The sequence below is a fragment of the Paraprevotella xylaniphila YIT 11841 genome (assembly GCF_900683745.1).
In the GTDB taxonomy this organism is placed as follows: domain Bacteria; phylum Bacteroidota; class Bacteroidia; order Bacteroidales; family Bacteroidaceae; genus Paraprevotella; species Paraprevotella xylaniphila.
This window is the reverse complement of record NZ_LR215980.1, coordinates 1776581-1801413: the sequence shown is the minus strand read 5'-3', so window position 1 is coordinate 1801413 and position 24833 is coordinate 1776581. Positions and strand designations below refer to the sequence as shown.

Below are 24833 nucleotides of genomic sequence, written 5' to 3'. Positions count from 1 at the left end.
GGAACCGTTTGTGAACGAAAAAAAACAATCCTATATTTTGCAGATTCGCTGATTTTGCTTAATTTTGCCGATGAAGAAGGTTTTTTATTCCACTTGTATATCTCTTACTAAGAGATATATTTTTTTCTCCCTGATAGAGAGTATTTTGTATTTCTTTGATACCTGTTTGTTTTTGTTTGATATGAAAGACAGGGTTAGGTGTTTAGGTATTTATATAAAACCGGTTTGTAACGCCTGAAAAGTTGTAGTATTTTCTCTGTATATAAAGACTGGGGTGCGGGCTCCGGTTCCCGGGTGAGATGCTCGATAAGTAAGTTGACATTATGGGTTCAGAAAATTGCGGGAGGCTGTCGGTGATGTCAGTATAGAAAATGATGTTCCAATGTCCGTTTTCATCTTCGGCCAATGCAGAAAGGGTCTCCACCCAGTCGCCGGAATTGAGGTAATGTATGCCTTCGTATTCGGTATTATCCGGATGATGGATGTGTCCGCAAATGATTCCGTCGTATTTGCGGGCACGGGCAAATTCGGCCAAGGTGTGTTCAAAGTCCGAAATATAGTTGACGGCGGACTTCACTTTTTGTTTTACATGCTGCGAAAGCGAATAATAAGGTTTGCCGTGCCGTACGCGGTAACGGTTGTAGAAACTGTTGAAAGCCAACAGGATAGTATAGCCGAGGTCACCCAAAAGGGCGAGCCATTTCATTTGCGTCGTGCCCCGGTCAAATATATCACCGTGAGTGACGAAGTAACGTTTGCCGCCGCTTTCCAGTTCATAGTCTTTCACGATGCAGAGGTTGGCGAACGTGAGAGGAGCCAGATTATTGTCCAGGAAATTTTTTCAGATGCCATCCGTCTATGATGTCGCCGTTGAGAATCAGGCGGTCGCAATCGACGTGGCTCAGGAAATGGCTGACTTCTTCTGTTTTGGAATGCGAGGTACCCAAATGAATGTCGGAGAGCACGAGCGTGCGGTAATGCCTTCTTCGTTCCATGTGCTTCTGTTTTTTAGGACGCTACAAAGTTAGGCGTAGGATATGACAACCCGGTTTCTTTTCGGTGAGAATACGGTAACAAAGCGAAAAGAGACTTATTCCATCGGGAACGAGTCTCTCTTGCGAACAGTTGAATATTGAGGTCAATGTTGGATTGTCTTTTTATTTCCTACGATGTAAATGCCTTTAGACAATCCGCTTGTGGCTTGCCCGGCAGGGACGTTGCTGCGCAATTTCATGCCTTGCAGATTGTACACATCGACATTTTCTGTGTCCGCTCCACCGAGGATTCCTGAGATGTCATCTATGATTTCGTCCTTACTGTAAAGTTTTACCTGATCGATGTATAAGCGGGTATTGTAGGCTGCTCCGACTCCGGCTGTGGTTTCGAGTCCCATGCTGACGGTCACTTGAGTTTCCGTTTCAAGCGAAAAAGGGCATTCCACAGTTTCCCAATGGTTGGCTAACCGGGGATATTTGTATATTTCCGTGTCGCCGAAACGGATTCCGCAACGGGAATAATTGAGGTTGTCGCCGGTCGTGGCGATGGTGTAATCGTTGATGTGCCGCATTTCGTTGGCGCATACGTATTGTGCCAGAAAACTCAATTTGTATTCGCCTTTGGGCAAGGTGAAGGTTTGTGAGATGCTGTTATTGCCGCTGTCCCAGGAGTTCAGGATGCTCAGGCAGCGTTTGCCGCAGGCATCATCCGTGGCGGGAGCTGCCATGATACTGGCCGAGTTGCCCACGTTGGACGGAGATACGCAATACATGGTGGTGCTGTAAGGCATGGAATACAGTACGGCGAAGTTGGAGCCGCCTTTCAGTCTGTTGCCGGGTGTCCAACCTTGGATGGGCAGGACTTGCGGCCATTTGCTGTCGGATGCTTTGACCGTATTGACGTAGCAAGGATCGTAGACCACTCCGTTCAATGTCACTTTGCTTTCTGTTCCGTAGGTCTGGTCTTCTTCAAAACCGGGATTGGAGAGAAATTGTGCAGTGACATCGAAAAATTCTTCCTGTTCTTCTTTGAGGTCCACGGTTTCGGTAAGGATTTCGTTCCCGACAGCTTTGACGGATACACAAGATTCTTGTTCCACAGTGACTGTTGCGGTCAGTTTATTTCCGTCAGCCCAAATCGTGACTTGGGCTTGTTGCTTTTGTCCGCTATGATTATAGAGGTTGGCACCGCAAGAGTCGTTTTCCATCTGTCGGGCGGAAAGTCCGTCGCCTTGGATGAACACGCGGAGCGTATTGGCCACGCTGTGGTTCACGTCGCAACGGAATGTGGCAGTGGAGCCTCGTCCGTTGACGGCGGTCATCTCCGTGAAGACCGGTGCTCCGTCAGGCAAAAGGATGTCTTTCAGGGTGCAGGCCGTTTCTCCGAGATAGTTGCCGAGCAGCAGATAGCGCGCACTGTCAGGGTCGCTGACGATGATGCCGTTCCAACCTTCGGCCACTTGTGCTGTCAGGGGCAGTACGTCGGCAGCCAACTGTTCCGTGTCGGCCGAGTCCACATTGCTATAATATATAATGTGTCGGCGGTCTACGATGCTTCCGTTGCTGAAGCTACGTCCGTCGGTCGAGTAAACCGGGTAAATCTTGGACAGGAAGATGGAACTGTTCAGTTCACGGTCTCCGAAGGCGATGGATTTGTCGGTAGCCGTGCTCACGATTCCTACTTCATTGTCGATGTTGACCCAGTTTCCCTCGAATGATTTCAACAGGCTGCCATCGGTTTGCAATCGTCCTTTGCTATGGTAGAGCGTACGTTTTTTTTTGGTGAACGGGTCGGTGCTGATAGCCATCAGGCCGCCTTTCTCTTCAGTTATGGTTCCGTTGGTTTTGCCCACCACGTAATCCATGTAGATGAAAGCGTTGCCCGGGGTGGAGAAGAGGGTGAAGTTGTTTTCCAGACTGTTCCCGTTGGTCATCAACTTGCCGTTCATGGTGTAACTGTTCCCGTTCAGGTCGTAGATGCCGCTGATGACGGGTGAGGCATCTGTGGCCTTGCCGTTTACGGTGTACCAACCTAAGATGTTTCCCGTGTTGTTCTTCTTGTAGGGCACGATGATTTTGTTTTTGTCAGGCTTGTTGGACGCGATATATCCGGTATAGCTCTTGAGCCCGTTACTCCACGAGAACACGCTGAAACGGTCGGGCGTGTTGGCCCGTACGATATTTTGTGGAGTGAAGATGTAGGCTTGTTCCTGCGATTGGCTGAAATCTTTCCAAGATGTGGCCTGCATGTCTGCCGTGGAAGCCAGTTCATGCATCAGGTAGGTCATCATGACGCGGTGTCCTTCCACACCCATACGTCGTGGGCCGATGTCGCTGTTGAGCAACCAACTTCCATCCTGTGTCGTGCTTTGGCGGGCCTTGATATGTTTGTAAGCCAGATTTTCCAGCATCAGGGCATTCGGGTCGCGCAGGAAGCAGGCAGCCGTGGTGTAGCTGGTGATTTGGTCGTAGAGGAACATGCTCCAGTCATTGCCGTTCGGCATAGCCAGTTCTCCGTCGGCCAACGCCAGACGGCAGAGCACCTCGTCCATGACTTTCTGGTTGTTGTGCATCAAGGCCTTGGTCTTCCATTTCGGATTCTCGCCTTGGAACAGATGGAGGGCCAGATGGGATTCGCCCAGTTCCTGCATCACGACATTCTGGTAAGAAGTATGGAAGTAATTGTGGTTTTGCAATGTATAGTCGTCATACAGGTTTTTGCCGATGTACAGGTCCTGTACGGTGGTCTCGTCATATTCGGGGTCGATGACCGTAGTGTTTTGGGCATCATCGGCGTGCGAATAGCAATTGATGGCAAACGCACGCAGGCGGTCGAACCATTTGTGGGCCAGTGCATCGTCGGGGTAGAGTCCCAAAGCACAGGACAAGATGTTGGTTTCCCAACCGTTTTCTTCGGCTTTCGTGTCGCCGTTGTAACCCGTGGGAATGCTGCGTTCGAGTTCGTAATTGCATTCCGCCTTGATCATGTTGTAAATATAAGTCTTTTGGCTCTCGCTCAATTCTTCGTTCAGGAAATAAGAGGCGTATGCCAATGACGTGGCCCAAAGCGAACTTTCCCATACGTGGTCAGCATTGCTGACGGAACCCCAATACCTGTTGTCCGAGGTAATCTTGAATTTATTGACTTTATGGGTGGAATAACCGAAGACGAGCGACTTCACGGCCATGTCTTTTACCATGTCCCAAGTGATGCCTTCCGGAAGGTTTACTTTACCTTTGCCATATTTATAAAGGAAAGCGCAAATCATGGAAAAGTCGGCATTTGTGCGCACGCCGTCCTCGTTGCTTTGTCCGGCACTGTTGGCTTTAAAATATCCGCAGGCTTCGTCCTTACTGTTGGGAGCCGCGCAGTCGTACCATATATTATGGGCGTATGTCAGGGAGTTGGCCAACATTTGCAACAGATCCTGTTGCATGGCTGATTCTTCTACGAACTCATGGGATATGACTCCTTCGGTGGGGGAGTCCACTTGGTCTTCCGTGCCGCCTTCAATGCTCGGTGCGTCGGGATCGAGGCTGCCCTCCGGCAGTTGTGTCAGCGTAAAATGGTCGTATGCAATGCAGCTTCCCCCGTTGCCCCAACTCATTTGTGCCGATAGGGTAATGGCGGATTCCTCCTCCAACTTGAATTTCAGGGAATTTTCCGTCCATGAAGAAGTTGCCATAATACCTGCGTTTCCGTTCACGCAGGTAATTGTCAGTTTGTCCAACGATTTCAGTTCTCTGTCGCTGACCGTGACAGTCGCACTGGTCGCGGCATTGTTGGCGGCAAAAGCTTTGCTGAAAAATTTCAGTTCGTATTCCCCGGCCGGCAAAGGGGTGGATGTGGTTTGCCTCATTTCCGAATTTGCACTGCCCCAACCGAAACGTTGGTAGTAGGCAAAATCCCCGTTGGCTGCTTCCGTCTTGCCGAATCCATTGTCTGTGGCACATTCCTTGTTAATAAGGAGGGCTTTTCCGGGACTGGTAATTTGCCATCCTTTGGGCGACAAGTTCCATCCTCGCAACCCTTCGGTGCCTTCATAAAGTGCGTCGGGGGAATCCTGTGTACAAGCCTTTGCGTCCTCTTCGAAAGAGGGATTAGCCAGATAAATGGATGTGACATCCTGTTGTCCGTATGTAGCCGTACAACCAAGTAACATGCTGTAAAATACCAGTATAGGTCTTTTCATGGTTTCATTATTGTTAGGATTAATATTATTTGGTGTCAAATATACAATAAAAGAGTGCGCTTACAAAAAATAAATGGAATTATTTTAAATAAAACCACCTTATCATGTTTTATAACATAAAAAAAGGACAAAAAAGCAGTCCTTTGTTGCGAAAAACTATAGGATTGATTAATTTTACAACTTAGATTAAACGAATGATGAATTATGGAACTGATAGAACGATTTTTGAAATACGTGAGTTTTGACACGCAGTCGAATGAAGAAGGAGAGGGTTGTCCGAGTACTGACAAGCAGATGGTGTTTGCACGATATTTGGAGAACGAATTGAAAGCGATAGGACTTGAGGACGTATCGTTGGACGAACATGGATATTTGTATGCTACGTTGCCTGCGAACACGGAGCGTGACGTGCCTACAATCGGTTTTATAGCCCATATCGACACTTCGCCGGATTGCTCGGGCAAGGATGTGAAACCGCGAATCGTGGAGCAATACGATGGAGGGGACATTGTATTGTGCGCTGAAGAGAGGATTGTTACGTCGCCGAAACAATTTCCCGAATTGTCGGATCATGTGGGTGAGGATTTGATTGTCACGGACGGCCATACCCTGTTGGGAGCTGATGACAAGGCCGGTATTGCGGAAATCGTACAGGCCATGGTTTACCTTCGGGAACACCCGGAAATCAAGCACGGTAAAATCCGTGTGGGCTTCAATCCCGACGAAGAAATCGGTATGGGGGCGCATCTTTTTGATGTGGAGAAGTTTGGTTGTGAGTGGGCTTATACTATGGATGGCGGAGAAGTAGGCGAATTGGAGTTTGAAAACTTCAATGCAGCGGCAGCCAAAGTGACGGTGAAAGGACTGAACGTGCATCCCGGGTATGCCAAAGACAAGATGCGGAATGCCATGCTGACAGCCGCTGAGTTCATCCGCAGGATGCCTTCGGACGAAACCCCGCAAACCACGGAAGGCTATGAAGGTTTTTACCACCTGACAGGTATGAAAGGTACGGTGGAGGAAACCATCTTGTCTTATATCATACGCGACCATGACCGGCAGAAGTTTGAAGCCCGTAAAGCGTTCGTGCGGCAATTGGCTGAAGAACTGAATGAGGAAACCGTGGAGGGTACGGTGACGGTCGAGGTGCGTGACCAATATTACAACATGCGCGAGAAGGTGGAGCCGGTGATGCATATCATCGACATAGCGAAAGAGGCCATGGAGGCATGCGGGGTAGAGTGCCGGGTGAGGGCTATCCGTGGGGGAACGGATGGGGCGCAGCTTTCATTTAAAGGATTGCCGTGTCCTAACATTTTTGCAGGAGGACTGAATTTTCATGGGCGCCATGAGTTTGTTCCGGTGCAGAGCATGGAAAAGGCGATGATGACCATTGTGAAGATAGCAGAGTTGACGGCAGTAAAATAGCAGAGAATGGAACATCTTCCGGCATTGATTCAGGATTTGGCGTGGATATTGTTAGTCGCCGCCGGGGTATCCCTATTGTTTAAGTGGCTCAAGCAACCGGTTGTGCTAGGTTACATAGTAGCAGGATTCATTGCAGGGCCTCATTTTGTTTATACGCCATCGGTACGGGATGTGGGCAGCATAGATATTTGGGCGCAGATAGGTGTCGTTATCTTGTTGTTTACGTTGGGACTGGAGTTCAGTTTCAAGAAAATACTCAAGATGGGGGCGGCACCGGTCATTGCCGCCCTTACCATTATATTCTGCATGATGTTTTTAGGCACGTCTGTCGGGCATCTGTTCGGATGGAAGAGCATGGATTGCATCTATCTGGGCGGAATGTTGGCCATGTCTTCCACTACCATTATATACAAGGCTTTTCAGGATCTGGGTGTTTTACAGAAAAAGTTCGCGGGAATCGTGCTCAGTGTACTGATTCTGGAGGACATACTGGCCATTGTGTTGATGGTGATGCTATCCACTTTGGCTGTAAGCCATAATATAGAAGGAGAAGAGTTGATAGCGGGATTGCTCCGATTAGGCTTTTTCTTGATACTTTGGTTTGTAGTTGGGTTATATCTCATACCTATTATATTAAGGAAAAACCAAAAGTTCTTGAACAGCGAGACCTTGTTAATCGTATCGTTGGCGCTTTGCTTCGTCATGGCGGTGGTTGCTGTGGAGTCTGGTTTTAGTGCTGCGTTCGGCGCCTTTGTGGTAGGTTCCATCTTGGCCGAAACGGTAGAAGCCGAGCGGATAGAAAGGTTGGTGGCTCCGGTGAAGGATTTGTTCGGTGCCATCTTCTTTGTGTCTGTAGGGATGTTGGTGGACCCGGAAGTATTGGTTGAGTATGCCTGGCCGATAGTAGCCTTGACCTTGACTATCATCGCAGGGCAGGCTTTTTTCGGGACGTTCGGTTTCGTATTGGCCGGGCAGCCGTTGAAAGAGGCGATGAAGTGCGGCTTTAGCATGTCGCAAATAGGGGAGTTTGCTTTTATCATCGCTTCTTTGGGGATGTCGCTTGGCGTGACGAGCCATTACCTCTATCCTATTGTGGTAGCCGTTTCCGTAGTGACGACTTTCACTACGCCTTATATGCTGAAAGCCTCTGGTCCGGCTTATTCCTGGTTGTGCCGCGTGTTGCCCCACGGTTGGGTGGCGTGGTTGGAACGCTATACGCCGGGCGCGGTGGTGCAGAGCCATTCCGGAAATTGGAAGAAACTGATTTCTGCCATGTTGAGGCAGGTTGTGGTCTTTACGATTCTTTCCGTGACGGTCATTGCCCTGTCTTTCCGTTTTCTGTTACCCTTTACCCGCGAGATATTGCCCCATTGGTGGGCGAATGCGCTTTGCGGAGTCGTCACGCTGCTTTGCATCGCTCCTTTTTTGCGGGGTGTCATGGCACGCGGCCGACGTTCGTCTTTGTTTCAGGCCTTGTGGAAGGAAAGTCGTTACAACCGTTTGCCGTTGGTCTTTACGCTTATTGTGAGGTCGGTGGTGGTTTGTATGCTCATTTTCTATATCATCCGCTTTTTAGTGCCGTTTGCCGACCCCTTGTTGTTGTTGTTTGCCCTGTTGATTGTAGGGGGAATCTCCTTGTCCCGTCCGTTGCGACGGAATTCCATCCGGATGGAGAAAGTCTTTATGGACAACTTGCATAGTCGGGACATGTTGGCGCGTCGCGATGGTAAGGTGCAGCCCGGTTATGCACAACGTTTATTGTCTAAGGATTTGCATCTGGCTGACTTTGAAATTCCGGAAGAGTCTATTTGGGGAGGCCGGTTGTTGGGTGATTTAAAATTGGGGCAACGTTATGAGGTCAACGTCGTTTCCATCATTCGCGGAACGCACTATATGAATATACCCAACGGCAATGACCGTATTTATCCTCGTGACCATATCCAGGTGATAGGTACGGACGAGCAGATAGAACGTTTTTCCGGTGCATTGGCGAATACGGTCATCGTAGAGGCGGAACTTCAGGACCGTGAGATGCAGTTGAAACAGTTCCTGATTACCGAGGTGTCCAGATTCGTAGGGGTAAAAATAAAAAACAGTGGCATCCGCGACCGGTACCACTGTATGATTGTAGGCATTGAGACCCCCGACGGTATGTTGGAGAAACCTGAAGCCGAGAGGGTTTTCCGTGTCGGAGACATCATTTGGCTAGTAGGGGAGAAAGAAGCCCTGTCACGGCTTTTTGTGGGTAAACCTTAATCGTCTTCCCCGCCTTCTTCGTCTTCGACATCGAAGTCGAACAACAGGTCGTCCAAATATTCGGGTGTGGTGAATTCCTCCAAGCTCCTACGGTCTTTCTTCGTTGGGCGTCCGGTTCCACGGGCGCGACCGACGAAACCGCTCAGGCGACTCATCTCCAAAAGTTCGTATTGTTCTGGTGGAGTGACATTCTCCAGTATTTCCGGAATCAGTTTGGCCCCGACCCGTTTTTCTATGGTCTGCTTGACCTTAAAAGAATAAGTGACAGGAGGTTTGCGCACTTCAATGACATCACCAGGCTTGACGGTGCGTGAAGGTTTCAGTTGCGCTCCCTTCATGGAAACCTGTCCTTTCTTGCAGGCTGCAGCGGCCATCGAACGTGTCTTGAAGATACGGGCGGCCCACAGCCACTTGTCTATTCTCGCTTCGTTCATACATCCTTCTACTTCTTGTTGAATTGGTTCATGGTAATCTGGATACCGGCCAGGCAGAAGCTTTTTATCATTTCGCAAGCCAGTCCCACCCGTTCGTCCATGGTTTCCAAGTCCTCTTCCGTGAATTGTCCCAGTACAAAGCCAATTTGTCCACCCCGGGGAAAATCGTTACCGATGCCGAACCTAAGTCGGGCGTATGCCTGTGTACCTAAGACAGAGGCTATGTTTTTCAATCCGTTATGACCGGCATCACTTCCGCTTGGCTTCATGCGTAGGGCACCGAATGGAAGGGCCAAATCGTCTACGACCACCAGGATACGTTCAAGGGGAACGTTCTCTTTGTTCATCCAGTACCTGACGGCGTTTCCGCTCAAGTTCATGTAGGTGGACGGTTTCAAAAGCACCAATTGCTGCCCTTTCAGCGAGAGGGAAGCCACAGCGCCGTAGCGTTTGTCCTCAAAAACAAGATTGGATGCCTTGGCCAAGGCATCCAATACTCTAAAACCTATATTGTGACGGGTTCCGGCGTATTCGTTTCCGATATTGCCCAAACCGACAATTAAGTATTTCATTCGCTGTCTATGGATTAATTGTCAGCAGATGCGGCAGATCTTGCGCTACGCGTCATCTTAACTTGGCAAACGACAACCTCTTTGCTAGTAACCAACTCCAAACCATCAAAATGCAATTCACCGACTTTGATGGTCTTACCCAATCCCAAGCTCGTCACGTCGATGTTCAGGCGTTCGGGAATTTGAGTATAAACAGATTTTACTTTCAATTTACGTACGGATGCGGCCAAACGTCCACCGGCTTTCACACCTTCTGCCAAACCGTTCAGTTTGATGGGCACTTCCATTATGATGGGTTTGGTTTCAGTGATTTCGTAGAAATCCACATGCAATACGTTGTCTTTTACCGGATGGAATTGAAGCTCTTTCAATACTGCTTTGTATTCCTTACCGTCAATGTTCAAATTTACAACATAGATATCCGGGGAGTAAATCAGGTTGCGCAGTTCATCGTTTGTCGTGGTGAATGCCAATGCGACTGGTGCGCCGTTTTCATCTTTTGCTTCTCCGTACAAATTGCAGGGAACAGCATTGGCTCTACGGATGTCACGGGCAGCTTTCTTGCCGAATACAGTTCTTACTGTACCTTTTACATTAATTTCTTTCATTGCATTAATTTTTTGTGTTACTCTAAATTAAGTGATTTATGCTTAATCTCACCATCACACGATGTGTGCATCTTTCGATGATGCTGAAAAGCGGTGCAAAATTACGGCTTTTCATTGGCATGGCCAAATGTTGCGGGTGTTTTTTTCATATTTCCATCACGCAGTGTAGTCCGGCGAGGAAACTTCCGAGGGCGGATTTGAGGTTGGCGGCTTTCGGTAGCGTTTCCTCTTGCGGTGCAGCGGTGCGTGGCGTGTTCGCAGCTTTTTCTGCCTTTCGTTTTTTGTTCCACCTCCTTACGGCATGATGTGCAATCCTTTTGAAATCCATAGTAGCCGTGTTTAGGGTCTGTTTTCTGCCCGCAAATATACGACATGAAAAAGCTCTTGTCAAACCCTTCACCATAACCCTGTTGATTACCAGTTTGTTTACATTTGTAAATCGGAACCTGTATGCTGTGTATCATTTCCCGGTGAAATCCCGGTGAAGGATGTAAAGGCAGAAAGTTCACCTTAAAGCATTGGTACAGAGGGTGTCTGAAGGATGCGAACCCTTTCGCACGAAAAACCGTTTGTGGGAGGTGGGGCAGGGCGTTTGGCACAGCAAAGCCCGTAAAACAGGTGTAGGCATACCTGAAAATCGTTCTCAGCAGATTGAAAAATTGTTTGGCTTAGAACGGAAAATCGTTTGGCGCAGATTGTACGGGCACATCCGACTGCCAATCAAGGCTTTTGTTGAATATTTAGGACAGGAGTGCCAATAAAGTGAATCCTGCGTAGAGATATTCCGAGAAAAAAGTATAGCTTGTTTCATGAGTTAGGAATATTAGGTTAATCTTTCCGGAAGCAAATATTGGAGCTATTAAAGGATAGGTTTAGAATCATGTGACCCCAAACCTATCCTTTATATGTTAGCGTTATTCTACATTTAATCCGATATCTTCCACGTTTAAGTCCATGTTAATTTTCAAATCTGAACTTATGTTACTTTCATCACCTGTTGTATTGTGACTTTGTCGCGGTTCTATTCCTGGCTGTTCCTTGCGGACGAAGTTCACAGCTTCTTCCAACCCGGACATAAAGTGCTCGAAATCCTCCTGGTAAAGGAATATCTTATGCTTTTCAAAATTTATGGATGGAGATTCCGTATCTCCCGATATGACTTTTTTGCTTTCTGTGAGGGCTATGAATAATTCACCTTTCCTGTTTTTCTTCACATCCACATAATAAATACGTTTTCCTGCCTTTACGGATTTGGAAAAGACGATGTCTTTATCTCTTTCCTGGTTCTTTTTGAAATCTTCCATATTTTGCGGTTTATAAATAACTACTTCAAAATTGAGAATATTTTTTAAAACATCCAAAAAAAATGAGGGAAAGATGGCCTTTTTATCTATAAAATACGTACTTTTGCACTGCAATATATAATATTATATGATAAACAGAGAGATTATACGCTTAAAGGTTGTTCAGATTACTTATGCTTATTACCAAAACGGGGGAAAGAACATAGATACGGCGGAAAAAGAACTTTTCTTCAGTTTGGCCAAGGCTTATGATTTGTATAATTACCTATTGGCCCTGATGGTAGAAATCAACCGGATAGCAGAACGTGCCGTAGAGACGGCACAGAGCAGGTATAACCGTATCAAGGTGGGTGAACCGCCCAGTACAAAGTTCATTGACAATCGTTTTATCATGCAGTTGGAAGTAAATAAACAACTGTTGGATTTTCGTGAAAACCAGAAAAAAAGTTGGGTGAACGAAGAAGGGTTTGTGCGTTCGTTGTACAAACAAATCATAGAGACGGATTACTACAAAGAGTATATGGCATCATCCGAGTCTTCTTATGCACAGGACCGTGAGTTATGGCGCAAGATATATAAGAATGTCATTTCTAATAATGAAGAGTTGGACTCCTTGCTTGAAGATATGAGCCTATATTGGAACGACGACAAATATATCGTGGATACGTTTGTGCTGAAGACCATCAAGCGTTTTGACGAGGCTAAAGGAGCCGGACAGGAGCTTTTGCCGGAATTCAAGGATGAAGAGGATCGGGAATTCGCCCATCGTTTGTTCCGTAACACGTTGTTGAATGCGGAGTATTACCGTAAGCTGATAAGCGATAATACAAAGAACTGGGAATTCAATCGGATTGCCCTTATGGATTTGTTGATTATGCAAATTGCATTGGCAGAGATTCTGACTTTTCCCAATATTCCGTTGAATGTCTCATTGAACGAGTATGTAGATATAGCCAAGATCTACAGTACGCCGCGTAGTGGGGCATACGTGAATGGATTGTTGGATGCCGTTTCCAAAAAATTAATAGCAGAGAAAAAATTAGAGAAGACAAACAATTAAAATAATACAACCATGAATTTATTGACAATTTTATTGCAGCAACAAGGCGGAGGCATGTCTATGATTATTATGATGGTCGCTATTTTCGCCATCATGTATTTCTTTATGATTCGTCCTCAGAATAAGAAACAAAAAGAAATCCAGAAATTCAGAAACAGCATCGTTCCGGGTACTGATGTGGTAACGGCAGGCGGAATTTATGGAAAAGTGAAAGAAGTGAATGAACTCGATAATACATTGATGGTGGAGATAGCCTCCGGCGTAAAAATTAAAATCGCTAAGAATTCAGTGTATGCCGGTGCGCCGACCGACACGGCCGCAGGTAAATAACCGTAATGGATTCAGTTCAGTTCAAAAAATACTATACAACAGTCAAGAACTTCTTGTTAGGTCCTAAAAACAAGGAGTTCTTGATTTTTTTGTTTTTTTTCTTCGTCTCTGCGGCTTTCTGGCTGTTGCAATCTTTGAATGAAACATTTGATGTAGAATTGAAAATACCTTTAAAATTGGAAAATGTGCCGTCAGATGTGGTCATTACATCGGATTTGCCTTCTGATTTAAATGTAGTGATAAGAGATAAAGGTACGGTTTTGGTTCGTTATATTTATGGTACGGAACAAGTTCCCGTGCGAGTGGACTATAAGGATTATGACAAGGGAAACGCTTCCGGACGTGTTTCCGTTACGCTTTTGGATGTCCAAAAGAAAGTACAGGCACAGTTGTTGTCTTCCACTCGTATTGTGTCTTTAAAGCCAGATACGTTGGAATATTTTTTTAATAAGGGTGCCCGTAAGAAAGTGCCGGTCAAGTTGGCTGGGGTCGTGGAAACCTCTCCGGAGTATTACCTGCAAAGGGTGGAGTTTACACCTGATTCGGTGGAAGTGTTGGCACCTTCTGCCATTTTGGATACCATAACCGAAGCTTTTATCACTCCGGTTTATTTTTTGGATTTGTCTGCAAACGAAAAAACAATAAGCATGTTGCGCCCAGTGAGAGGGGCGAAGTTCATCCCAGATCAGGTGGAAATGAATGTGATGATAGACTTATATACGGAGAAAACGGTGGAAGTTCCTGTGTTCGGTGTTAATTTTCCTGGCAGTAAGGACTTGCGTACATTTCCTTCAAAAGTAAAAGTTACTTTTCGTGTGGGGATGAGCCAGTTTAAGGAAATTACGGCGGACGATTTTGTATTGGCTGTCACGTACGAAGAACTAATGAAGAATCACAGTTCGAAAATTCAGCTTTATCTAAAGTCGATGCCGTCCGGAGTATCGAATGTGCGTATAGACCCTTCAGAAGTGGATTATTTGATAGAACAAGTACAGGAAGAAAACGAGTGATATGATTAAGGTTGGTCTTACGGGAGGCATTGGTTGCGGGAAAAGTTATGTGGCGGATTTATTACGTCGTCAGCATATTTCCGTGTATGATACGGATAAGGAGGCAAAGCGTTTGATGATGGAATCTGCAACCATTCGCCAGGGATTGGTGGATAGGATCGGAGAGCGGGCTTATACGCCGGATGGAGCATTGAACCGTGAACTGATAGCTTCATATTTATTTGCCTCTCCGCTCCATGCAGAGCGTATCAACCGGCTTGTACATCCGGTGGTGCAAGATGATTTCCTGCAATGGGTGGATAAGCAGAACGGATCGTTGGTCGTTATGGAATGTGCCATTCTTTACGAGTCCGGTTTCGACCGTCTGGTAGATGAAGTCTTGTTGGTACGTGCTCCGGAAAGAGTTTGCATAGAGCGTGTCATGAAACGCGACGGGGCTTCCGAAACTCAGGTAAGGGCGCGTATGGCAGCCCAGATGTCGGACGAAGAGCGTTGCAAGCGGGCGCATTATATTATAAATAATGATGGAAACTCAGACGTGGAGGGTATCTTAAGAGATATGTGGATGAAGATCGGTGGGGGAAGGTTGCATGAAGATTAAGCTTTTTTAGAAAGAAGATTTTGAAAAAAAGTAGGTGAAGGACTATCTTTGCATTTGTTTTAAAAAATAAAATATAAACCTGAATATGTTAGAAACGATTTTGGCTATTTCCGGTAAACCCGGTTTGTATAAGTTGGTTTCGCGTGGAAACCGTAGTTTGATTGTAGAAACGTTGGACGAGGTGAAAAAACGTATGCCGGCTTTTGCTACCGATAAGGTCATTTCCTTGGCAGATATAGCCATGTATACGGATGAAGGTGAAGTGCCTTTGAGGGAAGTTTTGAATAGCCTGAAGAAAAAAGAGAAGGCTCAGCTTTCTGCTTTTGATTATAAAAAGGCTTCACGTGAGGAACTGGCTTCTTATCTTGCAGAGATATTGCCTAATTATGATCGTGACCGCGTTTATCCTGCCGATATCAAGAAGTTGGTAAGTTGGTATAATTTGTTGGTCAAGGCCGGCATGACGGATTTTGACGAGGTCTTGGCTCCTACGGAGGGAGAGCACATTACAGACAGGGCAGAACAGGAATAAGCCTGAAAGTATATAATGTCAAAGAACAGGGAGGGCATGCATGTGTTCTCCCTGTGTTTCTTTAAGCAGAGAATAATTTTTGCCCGTAAATTTGTGTAATTCCAAAATTCTTCTTTTATTTGCATCCTGTTAATTCATTTATTAATTATTAAACGTTTATTGCCTATTGGAATACTCTTACTTAACTATAAAATAAATAAGGATGGAGAGTTTTGCAAATTTGACTGACGAAATGTTGGTTAAACTGTATGCCGGAGGTAATAATGGTGCTTTTGACATCTTGTTGGAGAGATATGAAGAGAAGATTTTTTCTTATATCTTTTTTGTTGTACACAATCAAGATGTGGCTGATGATATATTCCAGGAAACGTTTATGAAAGCTGTGGTAACCATTCAGCAGGGACGTTATGTGGAAAATGGCAAGTTTCAGGCATGGATAACCCGCATTGCCCATAATTTGATTATTGATTATTTCAGGCAGACCCGCAATGAGAATTGTGTGTCTAACGATGAAGTGGAGTATGATTTGTTCAATGACATCAAATTGGCTGAAACGACTGTGGAATCTAAAATGGTGCGGGAACAGGTGCTTGACGATGTGAAACTGTTGGTAGAACACTTGCCCCAAAACCAGAAAGAAGTGGTTTTCATGAGGTATTACCAAGAATTGTCTTTTAAGGAAATTGCAGATATAACAGGGGTAAGTATCAATACGGCTTTAGGGCGTATGCGTTATGCTTTGTTGAACTTACGTAAGATGGCGGTGAAAAAGGAACTTCATTTGGCTATTTCTTAAAAATAACTATCCTGCGATATACTAAATAAGCGGTCAGAGCGTTATAATAGCAGATTTAAGTAACCTGACAGCTTATGGATATAACTATACCTAATGGAATGCAGCGACCGTCGCGGCGGACTATTGCTTTTCTGAAGCTATTCGCACGCAGTTATAAAGAACTTGAATTTGCAGACGGTGAGTTTGCCAGAATGATTTTGAAGTAAGGTGGCATATTTTACAGTGTGCTTGCTTGCGCATATAGGATATTTAATATAACTTTGTACATATATACGTATTTAAAAATATATGTACTATGAAGCATTTTGTGGCTCCTTCCCTGTTGTCCGCCGATTTCGGAAACCTGAAACCGGAAATGGACATGATTAATCGTAGTGAATGCGATTGGTTGCATATCGACATCATGGATGGTGTGTTTGTCCCCAATATATCTTTCGGTTTTCCTGTTTTGAAGTATGTGGCTCGTTTGTGTGAGAAGCCGTTGGATGTGCATCTGATGATTGTGCAACCGGAAAAGTTTCTGAATGAGGTGAGAGCTTTGGGAGCTTATTCCATGAATGTGCATGTAGAGGCTTGTCCGCATTTGCATCGTGTAGTACAGCAGATCAAGGAAGCCGGTATGAAAGCCGGAGTGACATTGAATCCGGCCACGCCCGTTTCGTCTTTGACGGATATCATCGAGGATGTGGACATCGTCATGTTGATGGCCGTCAATCCGGGCTTCGGAGGCCAGGCCTTTATTCCCCATACATTAGATAAAGTGCGGGAATTGCGCCGTATGATAGACGGAAGCCGGTCGAAAGCCTTAATAGAGGTTGATGGTGGGGTGAACCGTGATACGGGACGGTTGTTGGTCGAGGCCGGTGCGGATGTGTTGGTAGCCGGGAGTGCTGTTTTTCATGCGGCAGATGCCATAGAAGAGATTCGTGTTCTGAAAAATTTGTAGACGCTGGTTGGAATATGTTCGGAATCTTGGCGGAAATACCCTTTTGTGAGGTTGGCTGTTCCGCTTCTTCCCGGTTTGTGGCTGGGACGGTTGTTGTGGCAATATGCGGGAGGCGGTAGCCAGGCGGGTATTTTTCTGTCCATAGGAGTGCTGCTAATTGGAGGGTGGTGCTTGTGTGTTGGTATATATTCATTGCATCGGCGTGCTTGTCATGGTGAGTTGAGAAGCTACGTGTCTTTCGGTATTTCTGTTTGTTTCCTGTTTTTTTTCTTCGGATTGTGGCGTTCCTTTTATGTGTGGGAGAACTTACGTCGGGTTTGGACGGACGAGGAACGTGAGTATCATGCCATATTGTTGAATACTCCTCAAATTTCGCCCCGTACGGTAGGGGCAGAGGCTATGTTGATGTCCGGAAACGGTCTCGCTATGAGGCAAACCAGCAAATTATGGTTGACCTTTTCGAGGGATTCTTTTGCGGAAACTTTGCGGACGGGAGATGAGTTGTTTTTTAAGGGGCGTATCCGGAGACCGAAAAACAAAGGTAATCCGGAAGAGTTCGATTATGCGGAATATTTGGCCGTGAAAGGCATATCGGGCCGTGTATTCATCGGAAAGGAGCGTTGGAAACGAATCCATGGATATGAGGATAAGGAGCGGCATCTTTCTTTGGGGATAGATTTGCGCATCAAAGCTCTGTTATGGCGAGATAGAATATTGGAGGTATATCGAAATACCGGTTTGCAGGGTGAGGCTTTGGACTTGTTTGCAGCTTTGACTTTAGGGGAAAAGTCGGGACTGTCGGATGAGTTGAAGGATATTTATGCGGGAGTCGGTGTCAGTCATGTGTTGGCTTTGTCTGGCATGCATCTTGGCTTTTTGGTAGCGATGTTGAATTTATTTATACTGAGCTATTGTAGGAGGCACTATTTGCGGCTACTGGGGGCGATGCTTGCTACGGTACTGGTTTGGGGGTATACCTTTTTGGCCGGTTTGCCTCCTTCTCTTGTGAGGGCGGCACTGATGTATTCCTTGATGTTGTCCGGGTCTTTGGTCGGTCGTTCGGGGTTTTCAGTTAATTCTTTAGCCATGAGTGCGGTGTTGATGTTGTGCATCAATCCTTTATGGTTCTATGATGTGGGCTTTCAACTATCTTTTTTAGCCATGTTCGGTATTCTGACGATATGTCCCCGGTTTCAGGAGTTGCCGTTGATGCAATGGCGTTATGTGAGGTGGATTTTTCAAAGTTTGTTGGTGTCATTCGCAGCGCAGTTATTCACCGTTCCTTTGGTGGCTTATCGTTTCGGTACATTTTCGTTTTATTCGGCATGGGCGACTTTGGTAGTATCTCCTTTAACGGCACTATTGATTTATGGGATGCCTCTGATATTATTATCTGGGATTACTGGTATCGGTACAACAGTTTGTGCGTGGTGGATTGCCCGGGTGGGCACGTGGCAAAATGACAGTCTGCGTGCGATGATGGAGTGGCCGTATGCTGTGGTCCATACGGATTGGTCACTATGGTTTACGCTGTGGTGCTATGTAGTATTGTGTGCTTGGCTGATGCCTTTCTGCCGGTCTTATGCCCGACGGGTACAGTTCGGACTTATGAGTGTGATATTGACTTTGTGTGCCTTTGCTGTAAACAGGCAGTTTTGCAGGATCCGACCGGAAATCGTGTTTTATAATCACTCTTCATGTCCGTCTGTCCACGTGATTTATTCACCGGAACGCTCTTATTTGTTCTCGACTGAAGAGGATAGTGTGAGGGAGCGTATGTCTTATATTGCAGAATCCTTTTGGGCAAAGAAGCTTTTGGACGTACCTGTGGTCGTGACCGCTGATTTCAGGGATAACTATATTTCTTCCGTACATGGTTTGGTGGCGGGTAGGAACGGCATCTCCTTTTTGATGCTTACGGATGACCGTTGGGATGGGATAAAAGGAATGTGTCAGGCTGAGGTCGATTATCTTTATGTTTGTCGCGGCTATCATGGCAGTATGCATGAACTGTCTCGTTTGTTCAATCCCCGTTGTGTGGTGTTGGATGCTTCTTTGTGGCGAAATGAAAGGAGGCGTTATATTCAAGAATGTGACAGATTAGGTTGGAGTTTCCATGATATGGAAGCCAAAGGAGCGTTAAAAGTTGCTTTAAATTGAGGAACAGCAGACTTTTTATAGTATATTTGTAAATTATAAACCGTAATACAATTTTTATATGTTGGATAATCTCTTGTCCGAAGTAGACGTGCAGCGTTTGCGTACGTTACTGGATAAGGCGCACAATATCATCATTACATGTCATGTGTCTCCCGATGGAGATGCCATGGGTGCTGTTTTGGCCTTTTCCCATTTCCTATGGCGAAAAGGCAAAAATGCCCAACCCGTGGTTCCGAATATCTTTCCTGATTTCTTGAAATGGATGCCCGGAGTGGAACGTGTCCGCATTCATGAGAAACATGAAAACGAAGTAGCTCCTTTGGTGGCGGCGGCTGACTTGATTATTTGTTTGGATTTCAACGCCCCCGATCGTTTGCAGGGATTACAGAAACCCGTGATGGATTCCCGAACTCCTAAGATTATGATAGACCATCATCTTGATCCTGTAGATTTTTGTGATTGGGCTGTTTCTCGGCAAGAGATGAGTTCGACGTGTGAATTACTTTATCGTATATTGGTGCAGTTGGAAGGCGTGGAGCCGATGACGTATGAGGAAGCGGTATGTCTTTACACAGGGATGATGACGGATACTGGTTGTTTTTCCTATAATTCCAATCGCAGCGATATTTATTATATTATAGGCCGCCTGCTGACAAAAGGCATCGACAAAGACAAGATATACCGCAATGTATTTTTCAATTACTCAGCTGAGCGTTTTCGGTTGATGGGGTATATGCTATATGTCAAACTGGAGTATTTTCCGGAATATCATGCTTCATTGATGACTTTAACAAGAGAAGAACAGAAGCGGTTTTCGCATAGGAAAGGCGATACGGAGGGGTTCGTGAATATACCGCTCCAAATCGGGAAATCCCGTCTTTCGGTATTTCTGCGTGAAGATACCGAACGCCATGCAATTCGCGTGTCCTTGCGTTCTGTGGATGATTTTCCCTGTAACCGGATGGCGGCAGAGTTCTTCAATGGCGGGGGCCATTTGAATGCTTCGGGCGGGGAACTTTCTTGTACGATGGATGAGGCCGTACAGATTGTCCGCAAGGCTTTGAAGAAATATACTTCTCTATTGACAGATAGATGAAATGTGATTTATAAAAAACTAAATATGAGAAAGATTATTTATATTTTGTTTGCCGTGTTAGGTGTTGGAGGGGGATTGCAGAGTTGTGACGACGGGGAAACATACGCCGAGCAACGGGAGAAAGAGCGTGATGCCATTTCGGCTTTTCTGAACCGTGATGTTGTAATCCGTTTGAGTGACGGGGAAGAATTGATTCATGTCGGTAAAATCAATACGATTTCCGAAGGGGAGTTTTATGCCCAGGACAGTACGACCAATCTCGAAAGAAACGAATACGTTGTTTTTGAGAATACCGGTGTGTATATGCAGATTGTACGTAAAGGGGCAGGTGAAAAGATGAAGAACGGCCAACAGAAGCGCATCATTTGCCGTTATACGGAGTTCAATATTTTAAGGGATTCCGTGCAGACTACGAACAATTCGGCTTACTGGCAGACGAACCCTGACATCATGGACGTGACGGATACTTACGGAACCTTTACCGCTTCATTCAATACATCAGTGAATGGGGGTGGGGCGATGTATCAGTATTACGGCTCGAAAGCAGTGCCTGCCGGGTGGTTGGTTCCTTTAACCTATATCAATATCGGTCGTCAAATCAATGCAGATGAAGAGATAGCCAAAGTTCGTCTCATTGTACCGCATTCACAGGGGCATAGTGATGCTTCTTCTAATGTGTACCCTTGTTTTTATGAAATCACTTATCAGGAGATGAGGAATTAGTCAGTCTGGAACGTAAAGCAAATCACTCATAATGCCGTCGGAAAGAAAGATTCCCCGGCGTGTCAGTTTGAGCAAGCCTTCGGGGGCTTGCTCTTTTTTTTCCATAATTTCGAGCTGTCCGTTTCTCAGGTGGACGGCGGCAGCTTGCAGGCAGTAATCCGTTAATGGTTGGCCGAATTTTCGTTTCAATTCGCTCAGGTTTAGTCCGTCGGACGTGCGTAAGGAAGTAATGATGCAATCATTGTATCTTTCGTATAGGTTCAGCTCTTCCTGCTCTATCCATGGTGCGCGGTTGAAGTCTTCAGAGGAGAAGCATTTCCCCACTTTGTCTATATAGACGTTCAGATCCGGATGGTTCCATTGTCGGTTACGTCCGTCGAAAGAATGGGCCGAAGGGCCGCATCCTAAATAAGGAATGCCTTTCCAGTAACTGGAATTATGTCGGGAACGGAAGCCCGGGCGGGCAAAGTTGGAAATTTCATAATGCTCGAAACCGGCATTTTCGAGTCGGCACATTAAAAGACTGAACATTTCCAGGCTTAGTTCTTCGTCAGCTTCTTCCACTACATGCCGTTTGCGCATTTTCCAAAGTGGAGTGCCTTCTTCGTAGATGAGCGCGTATGCCGAAATATGTTGTACGTTCAAGGAAAGTGCTGTGTCCACGTCCGTTTCCCATTCGCGAAGGGATTGTGCCGGTAGGCCGTAAATCAAGTCGATGCTGATGTTGTCGAATCCGGTGTCCTGACAGTCATGTACTGCGCGGATGGCTTGCTCTCCACTATGTCGGCGGTGGAGCAGACGTAGTTTACCATCGTCGAATGTCTGTACCCCCATGCTTAGCCTATTGACGGGCAGAGTATGGAGTGATTTGATTTTTCGTGGAGTGAGGTCGTCCGGATTGGCCTCGATGGTAACTTCTGCCCGGTCGGACACGTTGTAGGTCTGGAATAATGCTTCGAAGATTGGTTCGAGTAAAGACGTGTCGAGCGTAGAAGGGGTCCCGCCTCCTATATATATCGTTTCAATTACGGGCATTTGTCCGTCTTGTTGCAAGTAATTCGCCCTTAAACGCAATTCGTTCGTCAGGGCACTTATGTAAGCCTTGTCTTTTTCCCCGCATGTTGTGGAATAAAAGTCGCAATATACACAACGGCTTGTGCAAAAAGGAATATGGATGTAAATTCCGGCCATATATAATAAGGTGTAAAACTGTGGTGCAAAGGTAGTGAAAGAAGGAAAAAGAACCCGAAAAGGCAGACTATGTTTAAAAACATAATGAACAAAATCACAGAATCGTTGGCTGTATGGGATTTTATTGCTAAATTTCGTGCCGTTTAGTTGTTACCTTTAAATTAAATGTTACACGATGAAAGTATATCAAACAAACGAGATTAAAAACATAGCCCTGTTGGGAAATGATGGTTCCGGTAAAACAACACTCACGGAAGCCTTGCTTTATGAGGCCGGATTGATTAAGCGCCGCGGAAGAATTACGGCCAAGAACACGGTGAGTGACTATTTTCCGGTGGAACAGGAATACGGTTATTCGGTTTTTTCCACAGTGTATCATGTGGAATGGAACAATAAGAAACTGAATATCATAGACTGTCCGGGTTCGGATGATTTTGTGGGGGCGGCGTTGACGGCACTGAATGTGACGGATACGGCCGTGTTGCTGTTGAACGGGCAATATGGTGCGGAAGTCGGGACGCAGAATCATTTCAGATATACGGAAAAGTTAGGGAAGCCCGTGATTTTTCTGGTAAACCAGTTGGATGATGAAAAGTGCGATTACGATGCCATATTGGAGCAGTTGACTTCCATTTACGGCAACAAGGTCGTTCCGGTGCAGTATCCGATAAAAACAGGGCCGGACTTCAATGCCTTGATTGACGTGTTGCTGATGAAGAAATACTCCTGGGGGCCTGAAGGTGGAGAACCGACGATAGAAGAAATCCCGGAAGACCAGAAAGAGAAGGCCATGGAGATGCACAAGGTATTGGTTGAGGCCGCTGCCGAGAACGACGAAACATTGATGGAGAAATTCTTTGAGAGCGAAACGCTGACCGAAGACGAGATGCGTGAGGGTATCCGCAAGGGATTGGCAGCACGGGGGATGTTCCCGGTGTTCTGTGTTTGTGCGGGAAAGGATATGGGTGTACGGCGCTTGATGGAATTTTTGGGCAATGTCGTGCCTTTCGTCAGCGAGATGCCCAAAGTGCATAATACCAGAGGTATGGAGGTGACTCCCGATGTAGACGGCCCGACTTCGCTTTATTTCTTCAAGACCGGCGTAGAACCTCATATCGGCGAGGTGCAGTACTTCAAGGTGATGAGTGGCAAGGTACATGAAGGTGATGATTTGAACAATGCCGACCGTGGGTCGAAAGAACGCATGTCGCAGTTGTTCGTTTGTGCGGGTGCCAACCGTATTAAGGTGGAAGAATTGGTGGCCGGAGATATCGGTTGCACGGTGAAGCTGAAGGATGTGAAGACGGGGAATACGTTGAATGATAAAAATAGCGAGAACCGTTTCAATTTCATCAAATATCCCAATCCGAAGTATACCCGTGCGGTAAAAGCGGTGAACGAGGCAGAGACCGAGAAGATGATGAATGCCTTGAACCGTATGCGTGAGGAAGATCCCACGTGGGTAGTGGAGCAGAGCAAAGAATTGCGTCAGATACTGGTACACGGACAAGGGGAATTCCATTTGCGTACGTTGAAGTGGCGTATGGAAAATAATGAAAAGATTGCCATTAAGTTCGAAGAACCTCGCATTCCTTATCGTGAGACCATTACGAAGGCTGCGCGTGCCGACTACCGTCATAAGAAACAGTCGGGAGGAGCGGGGCAGTTCGGCGAAGTACATTTGATTGTGGAACCCTATTATGAAGGTATGCCCGATCCGGAAGTATATCGTTTCAACGGACAAGAGTTCCGGATTAATGCGCGCAGCAAGGAAGAAGTACCCTTAGAGTGGGGCGGCAAGCTCGTCTTTATCAACTCTGTGGTGGGTGGTGCCATTGATGCCCGTTTCATGCCGGCTATTCTGAAAGGTGTGATGCAGCGTATGGAACAAGGCCCGTTGACGGGTAGTTACGCCCGCGATGTCCGTGTCATCGTGTACGACGGAAAGATGCATCCCGTAGATTCTAATGAAATTTCTTTCATGTTGGCCGGGCGTAATGCTTTCAGTATGGCGTTTAAAGAGGCCGGGCCGAAGATTCTGGAGCCTATTTACGACGTGGAGGTCTTTGTTCCCAGTGACAAGATGGGTGATGTGATGAGCGACTTGCAAGGACGCCGAGGCATGATTATGGGGATGACTAGCGAGAACGGTTATGAGAAACTTGTGGCCAAAGTGCCGTTGAAGGAGATGTCCAATTATTGTACCTCTTTAAGTTCCATTACCGGTGGTCGTGCTTCTTTCATCATGTCGTTTGCCAGCTACGAACTGGTACCGGCAGACGTGCAAGAGAAACTGGTTAAGGATTTTGAGGCTAAACAAGATAAAGAAGAATAATAAACTAAGCTACTGGAGGTATCCCGCTTTTCGACTTTTTGCTTGAGTATGCAAGTAAGTTGAAGGGCGGGATTTTTTCGTTTGCTGCACAATAAAAACGTATCTTAGGAACAGGTGGGAGGCACTGCTTGAGGGATACATGCAGATATTTTTTCTCGGCGACTGAATACTTATTTTTAAGATAAAGCAATCCTTGTTTGCTTGTATAAATCATTTTGTATTACTTTGTTGTTAATAACGTTAAACTCAATGAAGGAATAAGT

At 46.1% G+C, this 24833-nt stretch carries 20 protein-coding genes and 1 pseudogene; 13 read left to right on the top strand and 8 right to left on the bottom strand.

Annotation, left to right across the window (positions count from 1 at the left end):
- Nucleotides 1–202 precede the first annotated feature (202 nt).
- Nucleotides 203–995 (bottom strand): annotated as a pseudogene (locus tag E0E47_RS07710) (UDP-2,3-diacylglucosamine diphosphatase).
- Between the two features lie 143 nt (nucleotides 996–1138).
- Nucleotides 1139–5188: a DUF5013 domain-containing protein gene (locus E0E47_RS07705; RefSeq protein WP_130893364.1), complete on the bottom strand. Its 4050-nt coding sequence runs from the start codon at nucleotides 5186–5188 to the stop codon at nucleotides 1139–1141.
- 204 nt (nucleotides 5189–5392) lie between these two features.
- On the opposite strand from E0E47_RS07705, the gene pepT reads away from it, so the two are divergent.
- Together pepT and E0E47_RS07695 are read left to right on the top strand one after the other, a co-directional pair.
- Nucleotides 5393–6616 carry a peptidase T gene (gene pepT, locus E0E47_RS07700; protein ID WP_130893363.1) on the top strand — a complete coding sequence of 408 codons (1224 nt, stop codon included), beginning with the start codon at nucleotides 5393–5395 and terminating at the stop codon, nucleotides 6614–6616.
- A gap of 6 nt (nucleotides 6617–6622) precedes the next feature.
- On the top strand, nucleotides 6623–8872 hold the full coding sequence (locus tag E0E47_RS07695) for a cation:proton antiporter (protein ID WP_130893362.1): 2250 nt from the start codon (nucleotides 6623–6625) through the stop codon (nucleotides 8870–8872).
- On the opposite strand, the gene E0E47_RS07690 is transcribed toward E0E47_RS07695, so the two are convergent.
- The 5 genes from E0E47_RS07690 to E0E47_RS07665 form a co-directional block, all read right to left on the bottom strand.
- Nucleotides 8869–9306: an RNA-binding S4 domain-containing protein gene (locus E0E47_RS07690; protein ID WP_008625600.1), complete on the bottom strand. Its 438-nt coding sequence runs from the start codon at nucleotides 9304–9306 to the stop codon at nucleotides 8869–8871. The genes E0E47_RS07695 and E0E47_RS07690 overlap by 4 nt on opposite strands.
- Before the next feature lie 8 nt (nucleotides 9307–9314).
- Nucleotides 9315–9878 (bottom strand): aminoacyl-tRNA hydrolase, encoded by a 564-nt coding sequence (gene pth, locus E0E47_RS07685; protein ID WP_008625598.1) that lies wholly within the window; start codon nucleotides 9876–9878, stop codon nucleotides 9315–9317.
- Nucleotides 9879–9892: 14 nt separating this feature from the next.
- Complete coding sequence (locus tag E0E47_RS07680; RefSeq protein WP_008625595.1) at nucleotides 9893–10486, bottom strand: 50S ribosomal protein L25/general stress protein Ctc; 594 nt, start codon at nucleotides 10484–10486, stop codon at nucleotides 9893–9895.
- Between the two features lie 145 nt (nucleotides 10487–10631).
- Nucleotides 10632–10814: a hypothetical protein gene (locus tag E0E47_RS07675; RefSeq protein WP_232038368.1), complete on the bottom strand. Its 183-nt coding sequence runs from the start codon at nucleotides 10812–10814 to the stop codon at nucleotides 10632–10634.
- Nucleotides 10815–11400: 586 nt separating this feature from the next.
- Nucleotides 11401–11790, bottom strand: coding sequence for a DUF3276 family protein (locus tag E0E47_RS07665; protein ID WP_232038520.1), 390 nt, complete (start codon nucleotides 11788–11790; stop codon nucleotides 11401–11403).
- Between the two features lie 127 nt (nucleotides 11791–11917).
- Between E0E47_RS07665 and nusB the strand changes: the two genes are divergently transcribed.
- From nusB to E0E47_RS07615, 10 genes are all read left to right on the top strand, one after another.
- On the top strand, nucleotides 11918–12850 hold the full coding sequence (nusB, locus tag E0E47_RS07660) for a transcription antitermination factor NusB (protein WP_008625591.1): 933 nt from the start codon (nucleotides 11918–11920) through the stop codon (nucleotides 12848–12850).
- A gap of 12 nt (nucleotides 12851–12862) precedes the next feature.
- Nucleotides 12863–13180 carry a preprotein translocase subunit YajC gene (yajC, locus tag E0E47_RS07655; protein WP_008625590.1) on the top strand — a complete coding sequence of 106 codons (318 nt, stop codon included), beginning with the start codon at nucleotides 12863–12865 and terminating at the stop codon, nucleotides 13178–13180.
- Nucleotides 13181–13185: 5 nt separating this feature from the next.
- Nucleotides 13186–14190: a CdaR family protein gene (locus tag E0E47_RS07650; protein ID WP_008625589.1), complete on the top strand. Its 1005-nt coding sequence runs from the start codon at nucleotides 13186–13188 to the stop codon at nucleotides 14188–14190.
- Nucleotide 14191: 1 nt separating this feature from the next.
- The gene (coaE, locus tag E0E47_RS07645; protein WP_008625588.1) at nucleotides 14192–14791 is read left to right on the top strand and encodes a dephospho-CoA kinase; all 600 of its coding nucleotides are present in this window, start codon (nucleotides 14192–14194) and stop codon (nucleotides 14789–14791) included.
- Between the two features lie 85 nt (nucleotides 14792–14876).
- Nucleotides 14877–15323, top strand: a complete 447-nt coding sequence (locus tag E0E47_RS07640) for a DUF5606 family protein (protein WP_008625587.1) — start codon at nucleotides 14877–14879, stop codon at nucleotides 15321–15323.
- Nucleotides 15324–15525: 202 nt separating this feature from the next.
- Nucleotides 15526–16119: an RNA polymerase sigma factor gene (locus tag E0E47_RS07635; RefSeq protein WP_008625586.1), complete on the top strand. Its 594-nt coding sequence runs from the start codon at nucleotides 15526–15528 to the stop codon at nucleotides 16117–16119.
- Between the two features lie 295 nt (nucleotides 16120–16414).
- The gene (rpe, locus tag E0E47_RS07630; protein WP_008625584.1) at nucleotides 16415–17065 is read left to right on the top strand and encodes a ribulose-phosphate 3-epimerase; all 651 of its coding nucleotides are present in this window, start codon (nucleotides 16415–16417) and stop codon (nucleotides 17063–17065) included.
- Nucleotides 17066–17110: 45 nt separating this feature from the next.
- Nucleotides 17111–19225, top strand: a complete 2115-nt coding sequence (locus E0E47_RS07625) for a ComEC/Rec2 family competence protein (RefSeq protein ID WP_130893361.1) — start codon at nucleotides 17111–17113, stop codon at nucleotides 19223–19225.
- 58 nt (nucleotides 19226–19283) lie between these two features.
- Nucleotides 19284–20321, top strand: coding sequence for a DHH family phosphoesterase (locus E0E47_RS07620; protein WP_008625582.1), 1038 nt, complete (start codon nucleotides 19284–19286; stop codon nucleotides 20319–20321).
- A gap of 24 nt (nucleotides 20322–20345) precedes the next feature.
- A complete protein-coding gene (locus tag E0E47_RS07615; protein ID WP_008625581.1) occupies nucleotides 20346–21044 on the top strand; it encodes a BamK family beta-barrel-assembly machinery protein in 699 nt (232 codons plus the stop codon).
- On the opposite strand, the gene hemW is transcribed toward E0E47_RS07615, so the two are convergent.
- Nucleotides 21045–22235: a radical SAM family heme chaperone HemW gene (gene hemW, locus E0E47_RS07610; RefSeq protein ID WP_008625580.1), complete on the bottom strand. Its 1191-nt coding sequence runs from the start codon at nucleotides 22233–22235 to the stop codon at nucleotides 21045–21047. It abuts the gene before it with no gap.
- A gap of 175 nt (nucleotides 22236–22410) precedes the next feature.
- Here hemW and E0E47_RS07605 point away from each other — a divergent pair, with 175 nt between their 5' ends.
- Complete coding sequence (locus tag E0E47_RS07605) at nucleotides 22411–24570, top strand: elongation factor G (RefSeq protein WP_008625579.1); 2160 nt, start codon at nucleotides 22411–22413, stop codon at nucleotides 24568–24570.
- The last annotated feature ends 263 nt before the right edge of the window (nucleotides 24571–24833 follow it).

Coding starts and splice junctions, on each gene's coding strand:
- E0E47_RS07705 (WP_130893364.1), bottom strand. CDS start 5,188: ATGAAAAGACCTATACTGGTATTTTACAGCATGTTACTTGGTTGTACG.
- pepT (WP_130893363.1), top strand. CDS start 5,393: ATGGAACTGATAGAACGATTTTTGAAATACGTGAGTTTTGACACGCAG.
- E0E47_RS07695 (WP_130893362.1), top strand. CDS start 6,623: ATGGAACATCTTCCGGCATTGATTCAGGATTTGGCGTGGATATTGTTA.
- E0E47_RS07690 (WP_008625600.1), bottom strand. CDS start 9,306: ATGAACGAAGCGAGAATAGACAAGTGGCTGTGGGCCGCCCGTATCTTC.
- pth (WP_008625598.1), bottom strand. CDS start 9,878: ATGAAATACTTAATTGTCGGTTTGGGCAATATCGGAAACGAATACGCC.
- E0E47_RS07680 (WP_008625595.1), bottom strand. CDS start 10,486: ATGAAAGAAATTAATGTAAAAGGTACAGTAAGAACTGTATTCGGCAAG.
- E0E47_RS07675 (WP_232038368.1), bottom strand. CDS start 10,814: ATGGATTTCAAAAGGATTGCACATCATGCCGTAAGGAGGTGGAACAAA.
- E0E47_RS07665 (WP_232038520.1), bottom strand. CDS start 11,790: ATGGAAGATTTCAAAAAGAACCAGGAAAGAGATAAAGACATCGTCTTT.
- nusB (WP_008625591.1), top strand. CDS start 11,918: ATGATAAACAGAGAGATTATACGCTTAAAGGTTGTTCAGATTACTTAT.
- yajC (WP_008625590.1), top strand. CDS start 12,863: ATGAATTTATTGACAATTTTATTGCAGCAACAAGGCGGAGGCATGTCT.
- E0E47_RS07650 (WP_008625589.1), top strand. CDS start 13,186: ATGGATTCAGTTCAGTTCAAAAAATACTATACAACAGTCAAGAACTTC.
- coaE (WP_008625588.1), top strand. CDS start 14,192: ATGATTAAGGTTGGTCTTACGGGAGGCATTGGTTGCGGGAAAAGTTAT.
- E0E47_RS07640 (WP_008625587.1), top strand. CDS start 14,877: ATGTTAGAAACGATTTTGGCTATTTCCGGTAAACCCGGTTTGTATAAG.
- E0E47_RS07635 (WP_008625586.1), top strand. CDS start 15,526: ATGGAGAGTTTTGCAAATTTGACTGACGAAATGTTGGTTAAACTGTAT.
- rpe (WP_008625584.1), top strand. CDS start 16,415: ATGAAGCATTTTGTGGCTCCTTCCCTGTTGTCCGCCGATTTCGGAAAC.
- E0E47_RS07620 (WP_008625582.1), top strand. CDS start 19,284: ATGTTGGATAATCTCTTGTCCGAAGTAGACGTGCAGCGTTTGCGTACG.
- E0E47_RS07615 (WP_008625581.1), top strand. CDS start 20,346: ATGAGAAAGATTATTTATATTTTGTTTGCCGTGTTAGGTGTTGGAGGG.
- hemW (WP_008625580.1), bottom strand. CDS start 22,235: ATGGCCGGAATTTACATCCATATTCCTTTTTGCACAAGCCGTTGTGTA.
- E0E47_RS07605 (WP_008625579.1), top strand. CDS start 22,411: ATGAAAGTATATCAAACAAACGAGATTAAAAACATAGCCCTGTTGGGA.